The sequence below is a fragment of the Halomonas sp. TA22 genome, assembly GCF_013009075.1.
In the GTDB taxonomy this organism is placed as follows: domain Bacteria; phylum Pseudomonadota; class Gammaproteobacteria; order Pseudomonadales; family Halomonadaceae; genus TA22.
Genome location: NZ_CP053108.1, coordinates 3,049,644 through 3,068,958 on the forward strand (window position 1 = coordinate 3,049,644; position 19,315 = coordinate 3,068,958).

The 19,315-nt window shown below is 60.4% G+C and carries 16 protein-coding genes; 6 read left to right on the forward strand and 10 right to left on the reverse strand.

From position 1 onward, the window contains the following. The 3 genes from cydB to HJD22_RS14435 form a co-directional block, all read right to left on the reverse strand. Positions 1-1,011 (reverse strand): cytochrome d ubiquinol oxidase subunit II, encoded by a 1,011-nt coding sequence (cydB, locus tag HJD22_RS14425; RefSeq protein WP_208656327.1) that lies wholly within the window; start codon positions 1,009-1,011, stop codon positions 1-3. A 3-nt stretch (positions 1,012-1,014) separates the two neighbouring features. Beyond that, complete coding sequence (locus HJD22_RS14430; RefSeq protein WP_208656947.1) at positions 1,015-2,427, reverse strand: cytochrome ubiquinol oxidase subunit I; 1,413 nt, start codon at positions 2,425-2,427, stop codon at positions 1,015-1,017. A gap of 337 nt (positions 2,428-2,764) precedes the next feature. Further along, positions 2,765-3,745: a calcium/sodium antiporter gene (locus tag HJD22_RS14435; protein ID WP_208656326.1), complete on the reverse strand. Its 981-nt coding sequence runs from the start codon at positions 3,743-3,745 to the stop codon at positions 2,765-2,767. Between the two features lie 160 nt (positions 3,746-3,905). Here HJD22_RS14435 and HJD22_RS14440 point away from each other — a divergent pair, with 160 nt between their 5' ends. From HJD22_RS14440 to HJD22_RS14460, 5 genes are all read left to right on the forward strand, one after another. Continuing rightward, positions 3,906-5,219, forward strand: coding sequence for a paraquat-inducible protein A (locus HJD22_RS14440; RefSeq protein ID WP_248730273.1), 1,314 nt, complete (start codon positions 3,906-3,908; stop codon positions 5,217-5,219). Then, positions 5,219-6,889, forward strand: a complete 1,671-nt coding sequence (pqiB, locus tag HJD22_RS14445; RefSeq protein ID WP_208656325.1) for an intermembrane transport protein PqiB — start codon at positions 5,219-5,221, stop codon at positions 6,887-6,889. The genes HJD22_RS14440 and pqiB overlap by 1 nt, the downstream gene beginning before the upstream one ends. 17 nt (positions 6,890-6,906) lie before the next feature. Beyond that, on the forward strand, positions 6,907-7,491 hold the full coding sequence (locus tag HJD22_RS14450) for a membrane integrity-associated transporter subunit PqiC (protein ID WP_208656324.1): 585 nt from the start codon (positions 6,907-6,909) through the stop codon (positions 7,489-7,491). Positions 7,492-7,664: 173 nt separating this feature from the next. Next, positions 7,665-8,984 (forward strand): DEAD/DEAH box helicase, encoded by a 1,320-nt coding sequence (locus HJD22_RS14455; protein WP_208656323.1) that lies wholly within the window; start codon positions 7,665-7,667, stop codon positions 8,982-8,984. Between the two features lie 149 nt (positions 8,985-9,133). After that, positions 9,134-10,390 carry an EAL and HDOD domain-containing protein gene (locus HJD22_RS14460; protein ID WP_208657051.1) on the forward strand — a complete coding sequence of 419 codons (1,257 nt, stop codon included), beginning with the start codon at positions 9,134-9,136 and terminating at the stop codon, positions 10,388-10,390. Positions 10,391-10,447: 57 nt separating this feature from the next. On the opposite strand, the gene HJD22_RS14465 is transcribed toward HJD22_RS14460, so the two are convergent. After that, positions 10,448-11,146 (reverse strand): RNA polymerase sigma factor FliA, encoded by a 699-nt coding sequence (locus HJD22_RS14465; protein WP_208656321.1) that lies wholly within the window; start codon positions 11,144-11,146, stop codon positions 10,448-10,450. Positions 11,147-11,359: 213 nt separating this feature from the next. Between HJD22_RS14465 and HJD22_RS14470 the strand changes: the two genes are divergently transcribed. Further along, complete coding sequence (locus HJD22_RS14470; RefSeq protein ID WP_248730267.1) at positions 11,360-11,926, forward strand: histidine phosphatase family protein; 567 nt, start codon at positions 11,360-11,362, stop codon at positions 11,924-11,926. Positions 11,927-11,966: 40 nt separating this feature from the next. Here HJD22_RS14470 and HJD22_RS14475 read toward each other — a convergent pair whose 3' ends face one another. The 6 genes from HJD22_RS14475 to cheY all read right to left on the reverse strand — a co-directional run bounded on the left by HJD22_RS14475 (position 11,967) and on the right by cheY (position 19,299). Beyond that, on the reverse strand, positions 11,967-12,458 hold the full coding sequence (locus HJD22_RS14475; protein ID WP_208656320.1) for a hypothetical protein: 492 nt from the start codon (positions 12,456-12,458) through the stop codon (positions 11,967-11,969). A 13-nt stretch (positions 12,459-12,471) separates the two neighbouring features. Beyond that, positions 12,472-14,793, reverse strand: coding sequence for a flagellar biosynthesis protein FlhF (flhF, locus tag HJD22_RS14480; RefSeq protein ID WP_208656319.1), 2,322 nt, complete (start codon positions 14,791-14,793; stop codon positions 12,472-12,474). Next, positions 14,790-16,874 (reverse strand): flagellar biosynthesis protein FlhA, encoded by a 2,085-nt coding sequence (gene flhA / locus HJD22_RS14485; RefSeq protein WP_208656318.1) that lies wholly within the window; start codon positions 16,872-16,874, stop codon positions 14,790-14,792. The genes flhF and flhA overlap by 4 nt, the downstream gene beginning before the upstream one ends. Further along, a complete protein-coding gene (flhB, locus tag HJD22_RS14490; RefSeq protein WP_208656317.1) occupies positions 16,871-18,037 on the reverse strand; it encodes a flagellar biosynthesis protein FlhB in 1,167 nt (388 codons plus the stop codon). The genes flhA and flhB overlap by 4 nt, the downstream gene beginning before the upstream one ends. 135 nt (positions 18,038-18,172) lie before the next feature. Beyond that, positions 18,173-18,856 (reverse strand): protein phosphatase CheZ, encoded by a 684-nt coding sequence (gene cheZ, locus HJD22_RS14495; protein WP_208656316.1) that lies wholly within the window; start codon positions 18,854-18,856, stop codon positions 18,173-18,175. A gap of 53 nt (positions 18,857-18,909) precedes the next feature. Beyond that, positions 18,910-19,299, reverse strand: a complete 390-nt coding sequence (gene cheY, locus HJD22_RS14500) for a chemotaxis response regulator CheY (protein WP_208656315.1) — start codon at positions 19,297-19,299, stop codon at positions 18,910-18,912. Positions 19,300-19,315: the final 16 nt, after the last annotated feature.

The window sequence follows — 19,315 nt, forward strand, 5'->3', positions numbered from 1 at the left end:
TCAGTGGTAGCCCTCACCAACCCTGACCTTGCCGCGAAAGACCCAATAGGACCAGAAGGTGTAGCCGAGCACGAAAGGCAGCACGAAGAGCACGCCAATCAGCAGGAAGAGCTGCGAACCCGGCGCTGATGCGGCATCCCAGATGGTGTAATCCGGCGGCACGATCATCGGCCACTTGCTTACCACCAGACCCAGATAGGTGAACAGGAACATGCCGAGCGTGCCCAGGAAGGGAATCAGTTCGCGACGCTGCCTGACCGCCCAGAAGACGCTGAACATGCACAGCAGTGCCAGTGCCGGCAACACCCAGATCAGGCGAATGTGACCGAACCAGCGCTCCCAGACCACGGGATTGACGAAGGGGGTCCAGAAGCTGATGATCACGAAGATCACCAGCACCGCCAGCAGTAGCGGCAGAGTCAGCTTGTAGGCCCAGGCCTGAATGTAGCCTTCGGACTTCAGAATCAACCAGGTGGTCCCCAGCAGCGCATAGCCGATCATGATGCCGATGCCGGTCAGGATGGTGAATGGTGTCAACCACTCGAATGGCCCGCCGACAAAGACGCCATTCTCGGTATTGAAGCCTTGGATGTAGGTACCGACGACTGCCCCCTGGGCGAAGGCGGCGATTGCCGACCCCCAGCTGAAAGCCCGGTTCCACCAGCGTCGATTACGCTGGTCACGGCGCGACTTGAAGCGTAGCTCGAAGGCCACGCCGCGAAACACCAACCCGGCGAGCATCAGAAATACGCCGATATAGAGCGCCGGCAAAAATACCGAGTAGACCAGCGGAAAAGCGCCGAGCAGTCCGGCACCACCCAACACCAGCCAAGTCTCGTTGCCATCCCATACCGGCGCTACCGTGTTCATCATCACATCTCGCGCATCTTCATCCGGGGCGAAGGGAAAAAGAATTCCAAGCCCCAGGTCGAAGCCATCCATGAGCACGTACATCATGATGCCAAAGCCAATGATGAGTGCCCATATCACTGACAAATCGAATGTTTCCATGACTCAGCCCTCTCCCTTGGTCGGATTTTCGTCAAAGGGAATATCAGTTGCCGACCACGGCCGCTTGGGACTCTCGAAGTCGTCGACAAGCGCCTCCTCATCCTTATCCTTCATGCCATAGCGAATGACCCGGGTGAGGTAATAGGTTCCGGCATAGAAGATCACGCCGTAGACCGACATGTAGCCGATGAGCGTGAACAGCGCCATGCCCCCGGTCAGCGACGGTGTCAAACCCTCGGCATGGGTGACCATGCCGTAGACAAGCCAGGGCGCACGGCCCGACTCGGTAGTGACCCAACCCGCCAGCACGGCAATGAAAGGCGCGACGGACATCAGCCTGAGCAGCTGCAGATAGGGGCGGGATTCATAGAGCTTGCCGCCGCGGCGCAGCCACAGGCCGGCCAGCGACACGGCGATCATCAGCAGCCCCAGGCCCACCATCAGGCGGAACGACCAGAACACCAGCCACACCGGTGGCTGCTCCTCGGGCGGTGCCTCGAGGATGCCGGGCACCTCGCCATACAGCTCATGGGTCAGGATCAAGCTCGCGAGATACGGTATCGCGATCTCGAAGCGGTTCTCCTGGCGCTGCTGATCCGGCCAGGCAAACAGCAAAAACGGCGCCCCTTCCAAGGTTTCCCAATTACCCTCCATGGCCGCCAGCTTGGTGGGTTGATACTCCAGGGTATTGAGGCCATGGAAATCGCCCATCAGCGCCTGGGAGGGGGTCAGCACCAGCAGCAGCCAAAGGCACATCGACAGCGCTTTCTTGTTGGCTTCGACATCCCGTCCGCGCAGCAGATACCAGGCACTCACGCCCGCCACCACGAAACCGCCGGTAATGAAGGATGCCAAGGCCATATGCCCCAGGCGGAACGGGAAGGAGGGGTTGAAGATCGCCTCGCGCCAGGAGGTGACATGAAAGGTGCCATCCACCAGTTCAACCCCGGCGGGGGTATGCAGCCAGCTATTGGCGGAGAGGATCCAGAAGGTCGAGATGAAGGTGCCCAGCGCCACCATGCAGGCGGCGAAGAGATGCACGCCCTGGGGCACCCTGCCTCGCCCGAACAGCAGCACGCCGAGAAATGCCGCCTCGAGGAAGAACGCCGTGATGACCTCGTAGCTGAGCATGGGACCTATGAAGTTAGCGGCGGACTGCGAGAAATTGCTCCAGTTGGTGCCGAACTGGAACGACATCACGATGCCCGACACCACCCCCATGCCGAATACCACGGCAAATCCCTTGGTCCAGAAGATCGCCAGACGCTCCCAGGCCTGATTCCCGGTCTTGTAGAACAGCGCATGCAACAAGGCGATGTAGGACGCCAAACCGATCGTGAAAACCGGAAAAATGGCGTGAAAGGAGACTACGAACGCGAACTGAATTCGCGATAAAAGTAGCGGATCAAGCTCCATATCACTCTCCCTAATGGGGCTTAGCAGTTGATCGTCATCGCCGCCGATGCGGAGGGGGCGGTGAATCACGAGCGCTTCCTGCGCAGGTGTCACCCACCTTGATTATCACTCGGGTTCGCCCAGGCGAACCGTTGCGCATTTCGATACGGCAGATTTCAGGGTAGCAGCGCTTGCCGTCGAGAGCGTCGTCACGATGACCGACATCTCGGGACAAGCGTAGACTTTCGTCATGTTACGGAGATAACCACTTGAATAGAAGGCAAGTTCGAGGCTCCCCCCTGTGTCGTGTCGTCGCATCTCTTGCCAGAGCCGCTTTTTGCTAAGCGCCAGGTTTATCTCAAGCCTGCAGCACGGTACTCACCAAATAGCCACTATAGGCCAGGAAAAGGAGCAGCAATCCCCCGCCCTCCCAGCGGTTGATACGCCCAGGACGCCCATGCCAACCCATGGCGAAAAAGGCCAGCAACAACGTCATCACTGCCATGACGACCCAGTCCCGCGTCAACACCTCGGCGCCGACGTCGATTGGGCTGATGACCCCAGCCAATCCAACGACGGCCAGCGTATTGAAGAGATTCGAGCCGACCACATTACCCAGCACAAGGTCATGCTCGCCTCGACGCAGCGCACTGATCGAGGAGGCCAGCTCGGGCAAGGAGGTGCCGATCGCCACCACCGTCAGGCCGATGATGAGATCGCTGATGCCGAAGGCCTGGGCGATCTCCACCGCTCCCCACACCAGGATGCGCGAGCCGACGATCAGTAATCCCAGACCGATCAATGTCCATGTCAGCGCCCGCGGCAACGACATTGGCCTGACCTCCAGGCTCTCCTCCGTATCACTACTCAGTGCATCCACACCAGCACCAGCTCGACGGCTCCTCCACAGGCTGAAGCCGATGAAAAGTGCAAGTAGGGTCAGCAGCACCCCCGCTTCACCAAGGCTGATAACGCCATCGCGTAACTGCCAGGCGGCAAGCAGGGTGGCTCCGCCCAGCACCGGCAGCTCCTGACGCAGGACCTGAGAGTGCACCGCCAGAGGCGATAACAAGGCGACCAGTCCGAGAATCAGCCCTATATTGGTGATGTTCGAGCCATAGGCATTGCCGAGCGCCAGGCCGGGATTGCCTTGCGAGGCTGCCAGTGCCGATACCAACAGCTCCGGAGCCGAGGTGCCAAAACCTATCACCAGCATGCCGATCAATAATGGCGACAGGCCCAGATGCCGCGACGTGGCTGCGGCCCCCTCTACGAAACGCTCGGCGCTCCAGACCAACAGCACCAGACCCACCAGCATGGCCACTAGCGGCAATAGCATCTTTTTAACGCTCCTGACAGGTTCATGAGTGGAAACGAAAAACACATTCGGCAACGAATGTTTAATTGCAGTGTCACAGTGGCATAATGCCATGAGTAGGGTAATTCTCATCCCTATGTTCACTTGCGCCAGGACGCCAATATTGCCCCCTGACCACCCGTTGACCGCCTCACATAGACCGTACGCGCAGGCGAGCTTCCAACGCATCTCGCGCCGGCGGCTACGCGCCTGCCATGAATGCGACCTGGTCGTATCGCTACCGCCGTTACGGGCCGGCGAGAAGGCTGACTGTCCACGTTGTGGGCATACCCTCGTCAAGCGGCACTTTCGTCCGGCCCAACGCAGCCTGGCCCTGGCGATCAGTGCTCTGATCGCCTTGATGATGGCCGTCTCCTTTCCTTTTGTCAGCTTCCAAGTTGGCGGCATCGGCAATCGCATCGAGCTCACCCAGACGGCGACCAGTCTCATCGGCTTCGATCAACCCCTGGTCGCCATCGGCGTGGCGTTGACCATCGTCGTACTGCCTGCCCTTTACCTGTGCGGCGTTATCTGGCTGCAGATCGGACTGCTGCAGAAAGACCCCCTGCCCTTCAGCCGCGGCATTGCTCGCTCCCTGGCGCACCTTCATCCGTGGATGATGGCGGATGTCTTCATCATTGGCGCCCTGGTGAGCCTGATCAAGGTAGCCGGCATGGCCCAGATCGAGCTGGGACTGGCGTTCTGGGCCTTCTGCCTGTTTGCGATACTGCTGCTCTATACCACCCAATCCATTGACAGTGATTGGATGTGGTTCTCGTTGGCCGGTGAGCCATTGGCTCCCGAAGGCACACGCACTGGCGAGACCGCCCAGGCGCAGCAGATGACTGGCTGCCCCACCTGCGGCCTGGTCAATCGACTCTCGCCTGCGGGTCGCGGCCAGTGTCAACGCTGTGGCGAGCGTCTGCATGCCCGCCTGCCGCAAAGCTTGCAACGCACCTGGGCACTGCTGGCAGCATCGGTGATCATGTACATTCCTGCCAATCTTTACCCCATCATGACCACCACTACGCTGGGCCAGAGCACGCCCTCTACCATCATCGGTGGCGTGATAGAGCTTTGGCAGATGGGGGATTGGCCGGTGGCCGCCGTGATTTTCGTCGCCAGTGTCGTCGTACCGGTGGGGAAACTGCTGGCACTCGCCTGGCTCTGCCTGATGGTCGGTCGCAGTCATGAGCTGAAGGGCGTCACTCGTACCCGCCTCTATCGCATCACGGAATTCATCGGGCGCTGGTCGATGGTCGATGTCTTCGTGGTCGCCATGCTGGTGGCGCTGATTCGTGCCGGTGCCCTGATGTCCATCACACCCGGCCCCGCCGCGTTGGCCTTCGGTGCCGTCGTGGTACTCACCATGCTGGCCGCCACCACTTTCGACCCCCGCCTGATCTGGGACAGCCCAAGCAGCAGGCCCGCCCGGAACGCGCAAGGAAACGTTTGATGACAGAAGAACAAGCGACACGCCCTAGCCCTCAGCACAGCGCCAAGCGCAGGCGGCAAAATCGTCTATCGCCGATCTGGATCGTGCCGATTGTCGCCGCTCTGATCGGTCTGTGGCTGATCTATGACAACTACACCAGCCGAGGCACCGAGATCACCCTGATCATGAGCAACGCCGAAGGCATCGAGGCGGGCAGCACATTGATCATGACGCGCAACGTCGAGATCGGTCGGGTGATCAGCGTGAGACTCTCCGACGATCTGCGCAGCACCGAGATCACCGCACGCATCATCCCCGATGCCGAGCGCATGCTGGTCGAGGATACGCGCTTCTGGGTGGTCAAACCGCGTATCGGTCGTGAAGGCATCAGCGGCTTGGGTACGGTGCTCTCCGGCGCCTACATTCAGTTGCAGCCTGGCGCGAGCGACACGCCACGCCGCGAGTACGAGGTTCTCGATCAACCACCTGTCGCACCCCAGGGTGCCGAAGGGTTGCGCATCAACCTGGCCAGTCAGCTAGGCAATTCACTGCGGGTGGGCGACCCCGTCACTTACCAGGGTTATACGGTGGGCCGGGTAGAGGATGCCAGCTTCGATCCCGAGGAGCGACACATGCGCCACCGGCTTTTCATCGAGAGCCCCTATGACGTGCTGGTCACCGAAAGCACACGCTTCTGGTCGACCAGCGGCATCGATCTGCGCCTCGATTCGGAGGGCTTTCGCGTCAATGTCGAATCCCTGGAAGCACTGCTTGCCGGTGGCGTGACCTTCGGTGTTCCCGAGGATGTTCCCCCTGGCCCCCCCGTGGCAGCTGAAACCTACTTCAACCTCTATGCCGATGAGGAGGCTGCCAAACAGGGTAGCTTCAATCACTATATCGAGTACGTGATGCTGATCGAGGATACCGTACGCGGCCTGTCGCGGGGTGCACCGGTTGAGTTTCGCGGTGTACGTATCGGCACAGTGGCAAGCGTGCCGTGGAAATTCAGCGCCCCACAACCCGGGTCGCGCCAACGCTTCTCGATTCCGATATTGGTGCGTATCGAGCCACAGCGCCTCGCCACGGATAACGATACCCTGCCAAACATGGACGAGTGGGAGGAGCGCTTCGAGCGTCTCTTCGATCTTGGATTGCGGGCGTCGCTGAGAACCGGCAACCTGTTGACTCAGGCGCTCTATGTGGATCTCAACTTCCAGCGCGATCAGGCCGGTACCTATGTCCCGGAGACCTTCGAAGAGCGTAAGGTGTTCCCCACCACGGCTGGCGGCTTTGCCCAGATCGAAGCCCAGGTGAGCGATCTACTCGAAAAGCTCAACGCACTTGAAGTCGAACCGATTCTCGCCGGGCTCGATCGCAACCTTTCCTCGTCGCAGGCCATGCTAGAGGAAATGCGTGAGCTGACCTCGAGCGTCCAGGCGATGCTCGATGATCCGGCGACCCGCGAAATGCCGCAGAACCTCAATAACACCATGGTCGAGCTGCGCCGAACGCTTGAAGGGTTCTCGCCAGACTCTGCCGCCTATCAGGAACTGACCCGCGCCATGGAGCGCCTGGAGAGTCTGATGCGCGACCTGCAACCGGCGGCTCGCACCCTGAGCGAACAGCCCAGCGCCCTGCTCTTCGAACAGCGCCGCGGCGAAGATCCGCAGCCCAGAGCGCCAAGGCAATGACCACAAGGAGACGCTCCATGACCCACTCCCGTGCATGGCTGATGGTGCTGACACTAGCGCTGCTGGTAGGCTGCGCTGGCACACCGAGCCCCAGTAACCGCTACACCCTGCCGAGCGAAAGCGTTGAGGCAACTCCTCTGGTCAGCGGCGCAACCCGCCACACGCTACTGCTCCGCCCGGTAAGGGTGGCGCACTACTTGAACAGCGATGGGATAATCCTGCAGCTTGATGACATCACCCTCAATCAGGCTCGCGAGCATCTCTGGGCCGAAGATATCTCCCGTCAGCTGGAGCGCGGCTTGCGCCAACGACTGAGCAGCCGACTACCCGATACGCGGGTGCTCGGCGATGGCACGCCTGACGCGGAAGCGCTCGTGCTGCGAGTCGATGTCGTACGCTTCCAAGGACACCATGACGGTTTCGCCGTCGCCAGCGGCGAGTGGCAGCTACGCAATCAGCGCGGCGAGCTACTGGCGCTGGAACCCTTCGAGGCCGTAACCGAGCTCGATGCGGATGGCTATCCGGCACTGGTCAGGGCGCTAGGACGCAGCTGGAGCCAGGTCGCCGACGGGATGGCCTCGCGCATCGCCGGGTTACGCTAACTCGGCGCCTTCCGACTTTTACTGCGCATCAACCATTTATCTGTCATCATAGGCAGCAACGGCACTTCATGGTCCCTTCTTGCCGTACCTGTCATCGTTTTTTCCACAGCCCAACCCGGGACTCGCGCCCTCTTCCAGAGGCGAGCGGCGGGGCTGTGTTATCCGGAGCATTCATGAGCTTTTCCGAACTTGGCCTGCGCGCCGAACTGTTGCGTGCGGTCGAAGAGCAGGGCTATACCATCCCTACCCCGATCCAGCGTCAAGCCATCCCTGCCGTGCTCAAGGGGGGCGACCTGCTGGCCAGTGCCCAGACCGGCACCGGCAAGACCGCCGGTTTCACGCTACCCCTGCTGCAACGCCTTGCTGACGGCCCTCGTCCCAAGACGCGCCAGATTCGCGCCCTGGTCCTGACGCCGACTCGCGAACTTGCCGCACAGATCGGCGAAAACGTCACTGCCTATGGCCGCTACCTCAAGTTGCGCTCGCACGTGATCTTCGGCGGTGTCGGTCAGCAGCCCCAGGTAGATGCCATCCGTCCGGGCCTCGACATTCTCGTCGCCACCCCGGGCCGTCTACTCGACCTTCATCAGCAGCGCCATGTCGATCTTTCGCAGGTCGAGACGCTGGTGCTCGATGAAGCCGACCGCATGCTGGACATGGGCTTCATCCACGACATCAAGAAGCTGCTGCGCCTGTTGCCGAGCAAACGACAGAACCTATTGTTCTCCGCGACCTTCTCCAACGAGATCCAGGCACTGGCCAATGGGTTGCTCGACAACCCCGCCATGATCGAAGTGGCACGCCGCAACACCACGGCGGAGCTCGTCGACCAGGCCATCTACCGCGTCGACCGCGAGCGGAAGCGCGAACTGCTGGCGCACCTGATCGAGCAGCATCAGTGGCACCAGGTGCTGGTCTTCACCCGCACCAAGCATGGTGCCAACCGTCTTGCCGAGCAGCTCTCCAAGCAGGAGATCCCGGCCATGGCGATTCACGGCAACAAGAGCCAGTCGGCACGTACCAAGGCGCTGGCGGCCTTCAAGGAGGGCAGTCTTCAGGTATTGGTGGCTACCGATATCGCCGCACGAGGCCTGGACATCAGCGAACTGCCGCATGTCGTCAATTTTGAACTGCCCAACGTCGCCGAGGATTATGTTCACCGTATTGGCCGTACCGGCCGGGCCGGCAGCGAAGGACAGGCAGTATCGCTGGTGTGTATCGATGAACATGGACTGCTTGCCGGCATCGAGAGACTGATCAAGCGCAATCTCGAGAAGCGTATCGAACCGGGCTTCGAACCCGACCCCAACGTCAAGCCAGAACCAATCGAGAACGGCCGACGCGGCCAGAGCAAGGGAGGCCGTGGCAACGACTCGCGTCAGCAGCGCCCAGCCCAGCAGCGACGTCAGGACGGCAACTCCTCGGCGCGCAGTGGTGAGGAGCAGCGAGCCCCCAGGCGCCGGCGGCGCACCACCAGACCCAAGCAAGCGTAATCCGCAACGGCCACCTCAGGGTGGCCGTTTCGATAGGTCACTGCAAAAGAGATAAATAAATTCTCTTATCTGCCGATAAAGACAGATGACCATCATCGTAATGCAAACCTGGCGCCATCTGCGCTTCAGGACTCAAGCAGGGAATGACCGTGGACACCATACTGCCGCTCAGAGAAGCCAGAGCCATGCTTACCCGTGAGGAGTCGGATGACTACTGTATTGCCCTGCAGCCGATATGCGACAGCGACTACCGGCATGTCGGCGATGAGCTGCTCTATCGCGCCAGCGCCAGTGACAAGACGGCAAAGATCGGCGATCCACTGGTTGCCACTGCCCGCGCCAGTAGCCTGGCGATCTATGAAATCGGTTTGCAGAAGCTAGTCGGCGAACGCTTGCTGTTTCTCAATGTCTCCCGCGAATGGCTGGAGCGGCCTGAGCTGCTGCCTCACCCTACCGAGCAGGTGATCATCGAAGTTCTAGAAAGCGTTTCCGTGAGCGATGAAACCATAAAGGCGCTGCACGCCATCAAGATCAAGGGATATCGCATTGCGCTTGACGAGGCATTCGTCAGGCAGCAGCCCTATGCACTGCTGCCGCTGGCCGACATCGTCAAAATAGATGTCAATCAGCCACTCAAGCTCGAACGGCTGGCGCTCTATCGCCGTCACGGCTGTAAGCTGCTTGCCGAAAAGGTGGAGGATCTTGAGCATTTCGAGCAGGCGCTCGATGAAGGATTCACCCTCTTCCAAGGTTTCTTCTTCGCTCGCCCTCATAATGTCACGATGGCCCGATCCCAGCGCCGCAGCAACAACAACATTCAGATACGGCTGATTCGAGAACTCTATCGTGACATGGTCAGCATCGACCGAATTGGCGACATGGTCTCGCAGGACCCTCATCTCTATCTGATGATAATGAAGCGCGCCAACTCCAGCTATTACGGTCAGAAAGGCTCCGCCAACCTGAAGCGCAGCCTGCAACTGCTTGGCCTCAATGAGTTACGCACCTTGGTCGCCACTATCATGCTGGCCCAGAACGGGCCTATCTGCCGCCTGACGATGCAGCACGCCTTGATCTGCGCCTACATGTGCAAATACCTGGCCGCCCCTTTCCGCCACATCGACGAGGACGACGCCTTTACGGCAGGCCTGTTCTCGCTGATGGATCGAATGCTGGGTATCGAGATGGTCAGACTTCTCGAAGAGGTGAGTCTCCCCGGCGAGATCGAGGATGCCTTGGTGACCAGCGGCGGCCCACTGGGCGCAATTTTGACGTTGGCCAAGGATTATCAGGCTTTCGAAAGCGATGCCCGAAACCAGACCATCAACAGACAACTGCGCGAGTGCTACCTGAAAGCCGTCGAGGAAACTCAGGCTCTGATGTCATCGCTAGGCAGCTCGGACTGAATTCTTCAAGATCCAGCTTCATCACAGCCTCAAGAGTGCAGCTTGCCAGCCTGTCGATTACACCGCCAGCTTGGCGCGCAAGCGGGACACCGCCTGGCTGTGCAGCTGACAGACGCGTGACTCGCTGACGCCCAGCACCGCGCCGATTTCCTTGAGGTTGAGCTCCTCCTGATAGTAAAGACCCAGCAGCAATTTTTCACGCTCAGGTAGCTGGTCGATGGCGCTTACCAGTCGTTCGCGCTGCTCGCCTTGCATCAATGCCGCAAAAGGCGAGAGTGGGCCGGTATCGTCGGCTTCCGGTTCCCGCCCCTCCGACACGATCTCCTCGAAAGGGAGTAACTGGCCACTGTTAGTATCGCCCAACAGCTGATGATACTCATCGAGCTCCATGTTCAGCTCGGCGGCCACCTCCCGCTCCTCCGCCGCCCGGCCAAGACGCTGTTCGGTTCGACGAATCGCTTCACCGAGCGCACGCGCGCTACGCCTCACGCTTCGGGGGACCCAGTCACGGCTGCGCAACTCATCGATCATGGCACCGCGAATACGTTGGCTTGCATAGGTCGTGAAGGTTGCGCCATGGGCGGCATCATAGCGGCTCAAGCAATCCAGCAGCCCCACCATGCCCGCCTGGATCAGGTCATCCAGTTCAACACTGGCTGGCAGCTTGACCTGCAATGCCAGCGCCTGACGTCGCACCACTGGCAAATATTGTTCCAGTAATGCGCCTTGATCTATCTTGCCCTGTGCCGTGTACATTGATCTCGCCTCGGGCCCTAGTCATATGACGGGTCGGCCAGTAATACTGCTGTTTCTACGGGACGACCCGTTATCTTTTTCAGTACCGCTGATTCACATTATTGCCGCTTACCCACCACGACCAAACCGGGAATACCCCTAGCCATGACCGGCTTTTCCCCGCTTTGCTCGGCGCAGTGGTAGCATTCATTTACCTATCTTGGAGCATGTTTTATGACCCCTTACCGCAATCGCTACCTACTGATGCGCCATGGGCACAGCCAGGCCAACCAGCAGGGAATCATCGTGAGCGACCCCCAGCATGGCCTTGGCGGTTTTGGACTCTCATCAAAGGGACAAGAACAGCTACGGGCCTTGCTAACGCATTGGCCCTGGCCCACGCCGACACGCATCATCCATTCGGATTTTCTTCGTACCACTGAAACTGCACGCTTTCTCGCCACACATTTTGGACTCGAAATGGCAATCGACACGCGTCTCAGGGAGCGCTTCTTCGGTAGTTTCGATGGTCAGTCGGACGAACGTTATCCGGACATCTGGGCAATCGATGCCACGGATGCCTGCCACCGCCATGCGGGAATTGAGAGTGTTAAAGCGGTTGCGACTCGCATGCGGGCTACCATCGATGAATTGGAGGCGCTTTACAGCGATGACGTCATCTTGCTGGTCAGCCATGGCGACCCACTACAGATTCTGCTGACGGCGCTAACCGAACGTCCCTTACGTGAACATCGCAAGAGAGAAGCACTACTTCCGGCCAGCATTACTCTGCTCGGTTAGATGCTGTAGAAATAGTAAAGATAACGGTATAAATCAGCCGTTACGCTAGGTCGAGCACCAGCAACCGTGTACCGAGATAGCCTTGAGCTGCCTGCTGCAAATTGTTAAGCAAGCCACTACGTGCGACCCGTTTTGATGGCAGTGCCAGCAGGCTCCTCGGCCCCTGATTGAGATGCAACTGTTTCAGCACAAGATAGGCACGGCGAAAGGCGTCAGGGTCGTCGCCTACCCAAAGCGCCCAACGCGGCTGCTGTTGGGCCAGGACCGCGACGTGGGGACTGTTCGACTCAATGGGCACCACCCGCCAGCTGCCGGATTCCCCCAGCCAGCGCTGCCCAGCGCCACGCCACTCGTCCAGAACGCGTTCGACCTGACGGGTCTGTATCGTGCTGGTCTCTGGCAGTCCCACCACCATCAAGGTGGAAACGGCCTGTACCGTGCGTGCAGGTTCCGCCTGTTTCGCTTCGACGATGCGCGGTTGCGCCTCGGCCCACTCTCTGAGGCCGGCTGCCTGATCGAATCCTATCGGCATCTCATTCACGCTATCAGCGCCCACTGCTGTCGTGAAGCCCATTGCCCATGGCACGAAACCCATCCTGGGCCAGGAAGAGATGGCAGAGCGCCTCAAGAAGATGGTTGGGGTGGCGCGGACGCTGCCCACCCAGCAGACCGAGCAGCTGAGCACGCACATCCATCGCCCACTCACTGGAATCAAGATCGAGGCGCAATGCCACCGCCGCCAGCGAAGAGGCGATTCTCAGGCGAAGATCGGCATCGGCACGGCCATGCCCCGCTTCTTGTATTTTCTGCCAGCCACGCCTGACCAGCACCGGCAGCTCGGCCGACAGCAATTGATGCTTGATGAGCTCGACACTGGTGTTCGACTCATCCGGTTCATACCGGCTGGAGAGCCAGAACTTACGTCCGATTGAGCGTCCGCTGTCAGTATTGACCAGCTCGCCCACCCACATCGTCATGTCTCCACCTGGGTCATGCGCCTCGGCATATTGGGCCTGCACCGGCAAGTAATTCAGGGCAAGCGACACCGGTTGGCCACGGTAACGAAACCGCAGCGGTGCAAGGGCCTTGCCTGCGCCAACTAGAGCGCCCAGCTCATGGCGCTCACCAGCGTAGCGTACGCGACTATTGCGCTTGGCCGCCGAGGCCCAGGGTAGCTGCCATCCTGCCAGCCACTGTGTGGCCGGCAGGTCCGGACAGCTAGCAAACACATGGCCGCAAGCGCCAAGCACATTGGAGGCCCACTCCAGCTGTTCACCGCTACCGGCGGGTAGTTCGTGGCGTGGCCAAGCGCTCGCGAGCAGCTCACCGTTGGCATTGACTGCCTGAACGGGCAATGCCCAGTCGCAGCCACTTACCTTGGCAGCACCCCATAGCATGATCAGGCCATTGGCCGCATGCCCCTCCTGAAGCGCAAGATCCGTGGCCAGATCGGTGAAACTTCCCACCGATTGCCGCTGGCGGGAATTAGGCAAGGAAGCCAGCTCCCAGCCGGCCTCGAGTAGGCTGAATCCTGCCTGACGCTGGCGCAGGCTATTAAGCACCGTCCCCAGCGTACGCCCTTGTCCCAGCAGTCCACGTGACATGGCATTGAAGCGCTGCGCCCGAGCGGGCACTGCATCGAGCATGGACGCATCCGGGGTGTAGGGGGACTCCTCCGCGACATCCAGCGCCTGAGAGACCAGCTTACCGGCATCGGCCAGGCTCAAATCCTCGGGCACCTTCTGGCCATGCGAAACGTAGTGCAGGCGCAAGCCGTGGCGCATCACACCATCGAGCAGCGGGCCAAGCTTTGCCGCCTCGTCGAGCTTGGTCATGATGCAATCGTCGAGGCGGTTACCCGCTGCACGGGCGGCCTGGCGATAGGTCACGATCACGTCCTCGAGCGTATCGCCGTGGCTCGCCGCATTGAGCAGCAGCATCAGGCGAACCGCCCGCCCGCTGCTCGAGAGCTGTGCGATCTGCTGCACCAGGCGCTGGTCGCGCTGGCTCATGCCAACGGTATCGATGATCACCAAATGCTTGTCGGCCAGGCGGCCAAGCAGGGCATCCAAGGGCGCATCGGCATCCTGAGCATGGACCTCGACACCAAGCAGCCCGGCGTAGATACGCAGCTGTTCATGGGCGCCGATACGGTAGCTGTCGGTCGTCACCAGCGCCACACCTTCCCGCCCATGACGCATCACATAACGGGCCGCCAGCTTGGCCGTGGTGGTGGTCTTGCCGATGCCGGTCGGGCCGACCAGAGCGATCACGCCACGCTCCTCAAACAGTGCCGCTTCATCTCCCGGCACAGTGAGGCGCGCGACCAGTTGACGCTGTAGCCACTGATCACGCAGCAGATCGTCCTGCTGAGCGTCGCCCTCATTAAGTTCGCGGGGCAAGCTCTCCAATAGTTCATTGGTGAGACGTGGCCCAACGCCAGCGATCCATAGCCGCTGGCGCAACCTTGCCAGCGGATCGGCGGCTTGAGGAGCAACGGGACGGTGTTGACGAGTCAACATGTCGCGCATCTCCTGCATTTCGCCCAGAAGCCGCTGACTCAGTGAGGCGAAATCCGACGCCTCGCTCGACGGGGCCGTCACCTGAGAGGAGATCGAACGCGCAGGCAGCGCTGCAGCAGGAGCGGACGAGGGGTAGGTGGCAGCGAGCCTAGCAGGCGTCGGACGCATCGCAGGCCGCTCGACCGACTCGGTCATGCGATCATGCGCCTCCTCGGCCAGTGCCAGCACCTCCACGCCCCCCTCGGTCTGGCGATTGGAGAGAATCAGGGCATCGTCACCCAGCGCCTCGCGCACCTGGCGCATGGCATCGCGACTGTTGGCCGCAACGAAGCGTCTTACACTCATTGTCTGCCTCCCACCGTGCTAGTGACCCGCAGCGTGCGATCATCGGGAATTTCAGCTTGGGACATGACCACCAGGTGTCGCAAGCGGCGGCGCAGGAAACGTGACAGCACGGCACGCAGCGAGTGCTGAACGACGATCACCGGCGGCTCACCACTGCTCTCCTGGCGAGTCAGCGCACGCTCCGCCTGATCCATCAAGGTCTGCGCCAGACCCGGCTCCAGCGCCCCGCCGTTGTTCAGCGCCTGCATCAGTACTTGTTCGAGCCCTGCATCCAGCCCGATCACATGCAACTCATCGCTACCGGGGAACCACTGCTGAGTAATTGCCCGGCTCAGTGCAATGCGTACCATGCCGGTCAGCTCATTGGCATCGCTCTGCTGCCCGGCATGCTCGGCCAGGGTATCGAGAATGGTACGTAGATCGCGGATCGACACCTCCTCATCGAGCAGGTTCTGCAGCAGGCGCTGCAGCACCGTGAGGCTGACAAGCTTGGGCACGACATCCTCGACCAGTGTCTTGTTATCCTCGCCCAGCTTATCGAGAAGCTGCTGAACCTCCTGGCGGCCCAGCATCTCGCTCGAATGCTGGTGAAGTAGGTGATTGAGATGCGTGGCGATCACGGTGCCGGCATCGACAACGGTATAGCCGAATACCTGGGCATGCTCGCGCTGACCGTTCTCGATCCACACCGCCGGCAAGCCGAATGCGGGATCCTGAGTTGGGGTGCCATCAAGCTGCCCCGAAACCTGGCCCGGGTCGATTGCCAACCATTTACCTGGATACGCCTCGCCACGCCCCATCTCGACTCCCTTGAGGGTGATCACGTAGGTATTGGGGCCAAGCTCCAGATTGTCGCGGATATGTACCACAGGGGGCAGGAAACCGACATCCTGGGCAAACTTCTTGCGCACGCTCTTGATACGCCCCAGCAGCTCCCCTTGTTGACGATGATCGACCAACGCAATCAGGCGATGTCCCACTTCCAGGCCCAGGGTATCGACCAACTGCACGTCGTCCCAACTCGCTTCCGGCGTTTCGGGGGCGGGCGGCGGTTCGGCATTGACCTCCTGCTTGATCAGCTGCTCCTCCTTGCGCCGCATCAGATACCAGGCCAGTCCACCCAGCAGAACGGTAAAGAGCAGGAAGACGAAGTTGGGCATGCCAGGCACCATGCCGAGCAATCCCATGACACAGGCCGCAAGGATGAGCACCTGGGGATTGACGAACAGCTGACTGATCATCTGCTGACCGACATCCTGGTCGGTATTGACGCGCGATACCGTGACGCCGGCAGCGGTGGAGATCACCAGGGCGGGAATCTGCGCGACCAGGCCATCGCCGATGGTCAGTAGCGTATAGGTGGTGGCCGCATCGCCGAAGGCCATGCCATGCTGCATCATGCCGATCATCAGACCGCCGATGATATTGACCACCATGATGACCAGGCCGGCCATGGCATCGCCACGCACGAACTTACTGGCGCCATCCATCGAACCGTAGAAGTCGGCTTCCTGCGAGACTTCGGCGCGTCGCTTGCGTGCATCTTCTTCACCGATCAACCCCGCGTTGAGGTCAGCATCGATGGCCATCTGCTTACCGGGCATGGCATCGAGTGTGAAACGTGCGCCAACCTCGGCGATACGCCCAGCGCCCTTGGTGATGACCATGAAGTTAATGATGACCAGAATCAGGAACACCACCAGACCTACCGCGAAATTGCCGCCGACCAGGAACTGACCGAAGGCTTCGATGACCTTACCAGCCGAGTCCCCCCCCTGATGTCCCTCCATTAGCACCACCCGGGTGGAGGCCACGTTGAGAGAGAGACGCAACAGCGTCGTGAACAGTAGCACCGCCGGAAAAGCCGCGAAATCCAGTGGCTTCTGGGTAAACATGCTGACCAGCAGCACCATGATCGCCAGCGCGATATTAAAGGTAAAGAACAGGTCCAGCGCGAAGGGCGGCAGCGGCAGGATCATCATCGACAGAATCATGATGATCAGGATCGGACCGGCCAGCAGCTTCATGCGCACGTCGCTCATCCAGTCACGACGTCCCAGGTAATCACTCAGCGCTCTCATCGAGGCTCCTCGGTTGACTCATCCTGCACCGCTCGGTCATCGAGCTCGGCAGGCACCGGCAGGTCGCTTGGCGTATCAGGCATGGCTTCGCCCTCCTCTTGTGCCCGCTTCAAACGGAACGCCCAGGCCAGCACTTCGGCCACGGCAGTGTAAAGTTCAAAGGGAATCTCACGATCGAGATCCACATGGTGATAGAGCGCCCGCGCCAATGGTGGGGCCTCGAGCAGCGGTACGCGATGCTCGAGGCCCAGCTCACGAATGCGTGCTGCCACGGCATCGGCCCCCTTGGCAACCACGCGTGGCGCAGACATCTTGCCGTCATCGTACTTTAGCGCCACGGCATAGTGGGTAGGGTTGGTGACGATGACATCGGCAGCGGGCACCTTGCTCATCATCCGATTACGCGCCATCGCCTGTTGCTGGGAGCGAATCCGCGCCTTCAGGTGCGGGTCACCCTCGGACTCCTTGTGCTCACGCTTGATCTCCTCCTTGCTCATGCGCATCTTCTTGGCGTGACTCGCCAACTGATAAGGTACGTCGATGAGGATCACCAGCAATAACGTCAGGACGATCAATCCGCAGGCCAGCGCCGCCAGTTGTAGTGCGCTTGCCAGCGCCTGTTGAACGGGCATGTCCATCAGCCCCATGAACTTGTCGCGATTGGCGCGCAGGAAGAGTACGGCAACCGTGCCCACCAGCACCGACTTGGCGATGGCCTTGGCCAGCTCGATCACTGCCTGAAGGCCAAACATGCGCTTCAATCCCTTGAAGAAATTGAGCTTGGAGAGCTGTGGTTTGAGCGACTTGGCCGAGATCAGCCAGCCTCCGAGCAGCGCCGGTGCCACCATCGCCACGACGGTGAGCAGCAGAAACAGCGGCAGCATGGCAATCAGCGTGCGCTGACCCAACGTATAGAAGTGAGCCAGCATCGGGATGACCTCGAACGCCTGGCGGCGTTCGAACAGGAATGCCTGCTCCATGACCAACCCCAACTGGTCGTAGAGCATCGCGCCCATGAACCACATGCCGGCAACGCCCCCGAGCAGCAACATGAAGGTGGTCAATTCACGCGATCGCGCAACCTGGCCCTCCTCACGCGCCTTTTCAAGGCGCCTGGGCGTGGCCGCTTCGGTCTTTTCCTGATCGCTACTCTCGTCGGCCATGGCCTTTCAGCATCATCCGGGGGGAGGTGGAGGATGCCATTGTCGAGAATGTCGCGGGGGAGCCATACGCGAAAAAGCGCGGCGAATCGTGCGTTAATTCACGACTACCGCGCAGGGAGGAAGGAAAGGAGGTGCCTAGAAACCCAGTTCGTCGAGCAGATCGTCGACCTGATCCTGGCTGCTGACCACATCGGGGCCATCGGGCTTGATCTGGGGGCCATTGAGCAGTGACTCCTCGCGTTTCTTGGCATCGGCCTGCCACTGGCCTTCGGCGCGCCGCTGCATCTGCTCTCGCTCATGCCCTTCCGGCACATTGTCGAGCAGCACCTGTACCAACTGATGCTCGATCGCTCGGATGACCTCCATCATCTTCTTGATCACCTGACCCGTCAGGTCCTGGAAGTCCTGGGCCATCAGGATCTCCATGAGTTCGGTGTTGGTGGCCTGGGTCTGCTTGGGCACGTGCACCAGATAGTCACGCGTATCGCGGACCAGCTGCTTGGCCTGGTCGAGCTCCATGGGATCCTCGAACCATGCCTGCCACTGCTTATCCAGCGTCTCGGCGCGAGCGCCCAGTTCATCCTGAATCGGCTGGGCCCGGTCGATGGCATTCAGTGCACGTTCGGCGGCCTGCTCGGTCATCGCCGCTACATAATTCAATCGGTCGCGGGCATCGGGGATCGCTTCGGCCGCCCTCTCTATCTCCTTGTCCAGCCCCAGTTCACGCATGCTTTCGCGCAGCATACGGGTGAGCGAACCGATCCGCTGCACCAGATCATCGGGGTGGGTTTGAGTCTGGTTGGCTGCATTACCACTCATTATTGTGTCTCCTGGCATTCGGCACCTGGGCTTTCATCGTCATCACCAGTGAATCACATACCCAACTTTTCGAAGATCTTGTTGAGCTTCTCTTCGAGAGTGGCAGCGGTAAAAGGTTTGACCACATAGCCGTTGGCGCCCGCCTGGGCAGCGGCAATGATGTTTTCCTTCTTGGCCTCGGCGGTCACCATCAATACAGGAAGGTGCTTGAGCGCATCATCGGCACGGATCTGCTTGAGCATCTCCAACCCGTCCAGGTTGGGCATGTTCCAGTCGGACACCACGAACTCGAATGCGCCGCTTCTGAGCTTGGCGAGCCCCTCCTGGCCATCCTCGGCTTCATCCACATTGGTGAAGCCAAGCTCCTTCAACAGGCCGCGAACGATACGGCGCATGGTAGGAAAGTCGTCAACCACCAGAATACTCATGTTCTTGTCGGCCATTTTAACTCCTCGTTAC

What these genes read in the sequence shown, in the direction of transcription:
- HJD22_RS14435 (WP_208656326.1), bottom strand. Translation starts at nt 3,745, where the DNA reads ATGCTATTGCCGCTAGTGGCCATGCTGGTGGGTCTGGTGCTGTTGGTC.
- cheZ (WP_208656316.1), bottom strand. Translation starts at nt 18,856, where the DNA reads ATGAGTGGTAATGCAGCCAACCAGACTCAAACCCACCCCGATGATCTG.
- cydB (WP_208656327.1), bottom strand. Translation starts at nt 1,011, where the DNA reads ATGGAAACATTCGATTTGTCAGTGATATGGGCACTCATCATTGGCTTT.
- HJD22_RS14450 (WP_208656324.1), top strand. Translation starts at nt 6,907, where the DNA reads ATGACCCACTCCCGTGCATGGCTGATGGTGCTGACACTAGCGCTGCTG.
- HJD22_RS14465 (WP_208656321.1), bottom strand. Translation starts at nt 11,146, where the DNA reads ATGTACACGGCACAGGGCAAGATAGATCAAGGCGCATTACTGGAACAA.
- cheY (WP_208656315.1), bottom strand. Translation starts at nt 19,299, where the DNA reads ATGGCCGACAAGAACATGAGTATTCTGGTGGTTGACGACTTTCCTACC.
- flhB (WP_208656317.1), bottom strand. Translation starts at nt 18,037, where the DNA reads ATGGCCGACGAGAGTAGCGATCAGGAAAAGACCGAAGCGGCCACGCCC.
- flhA (WP_208656318.1), bottom strand. Translation starts at nt 16,874, where the DNA reads ATGAGAGCGCTGAGTGATTACCTGGGACGTCGTGACTGGATGAGCGAC.
- flhF (WP_208656319.1), bottom strand. Translation starts at nt 14,793, where the DNA reads ATGAGTGTAAGACGCTTCGTTGCGGCCAACAGTCGCGATGCCATGCGC.
- HJD22_RS14470 (WP_248730267.1), top strand. Translation starts at nt 11,360, where the DNA reads ATGACCCCTTACCGCAATCGCTACCTACTGATGCGCCATGGGCACAGC.
- HJD22_RS14475 (WP_208656320.1), bottom strand. Translation starts at nt 12,458, where the DNA reads ATGCCGATAGGATTCGATCAGGCAGCCGGCCTCAGAGAGTGGGCCGAG.
- HJD22_RS14455 (WP_208656323.1), top strand. Translation starts at nt 7,665, where the DNA reads ATGAGCTTTTCCGAACTTGGCCTGCGCGCCGAACTGTTGCGTGCGGTC.
- HJD22_RS14430 (WP_208656947.1), bottom strand. Translation starts at nt 2,427, where the DNA reads ATGGAGCTTGATCCGCTACTTTTATCGCGAATTCAGTTCGCGTTCGTA.
- pqiB (WP_208656325.1), top strand. Translation starts at nt 5,219, where the DNA reads ATGACAGAAGAACAAGCGACACGCCCTAGCCCTCAGCACAGCGCCAAG.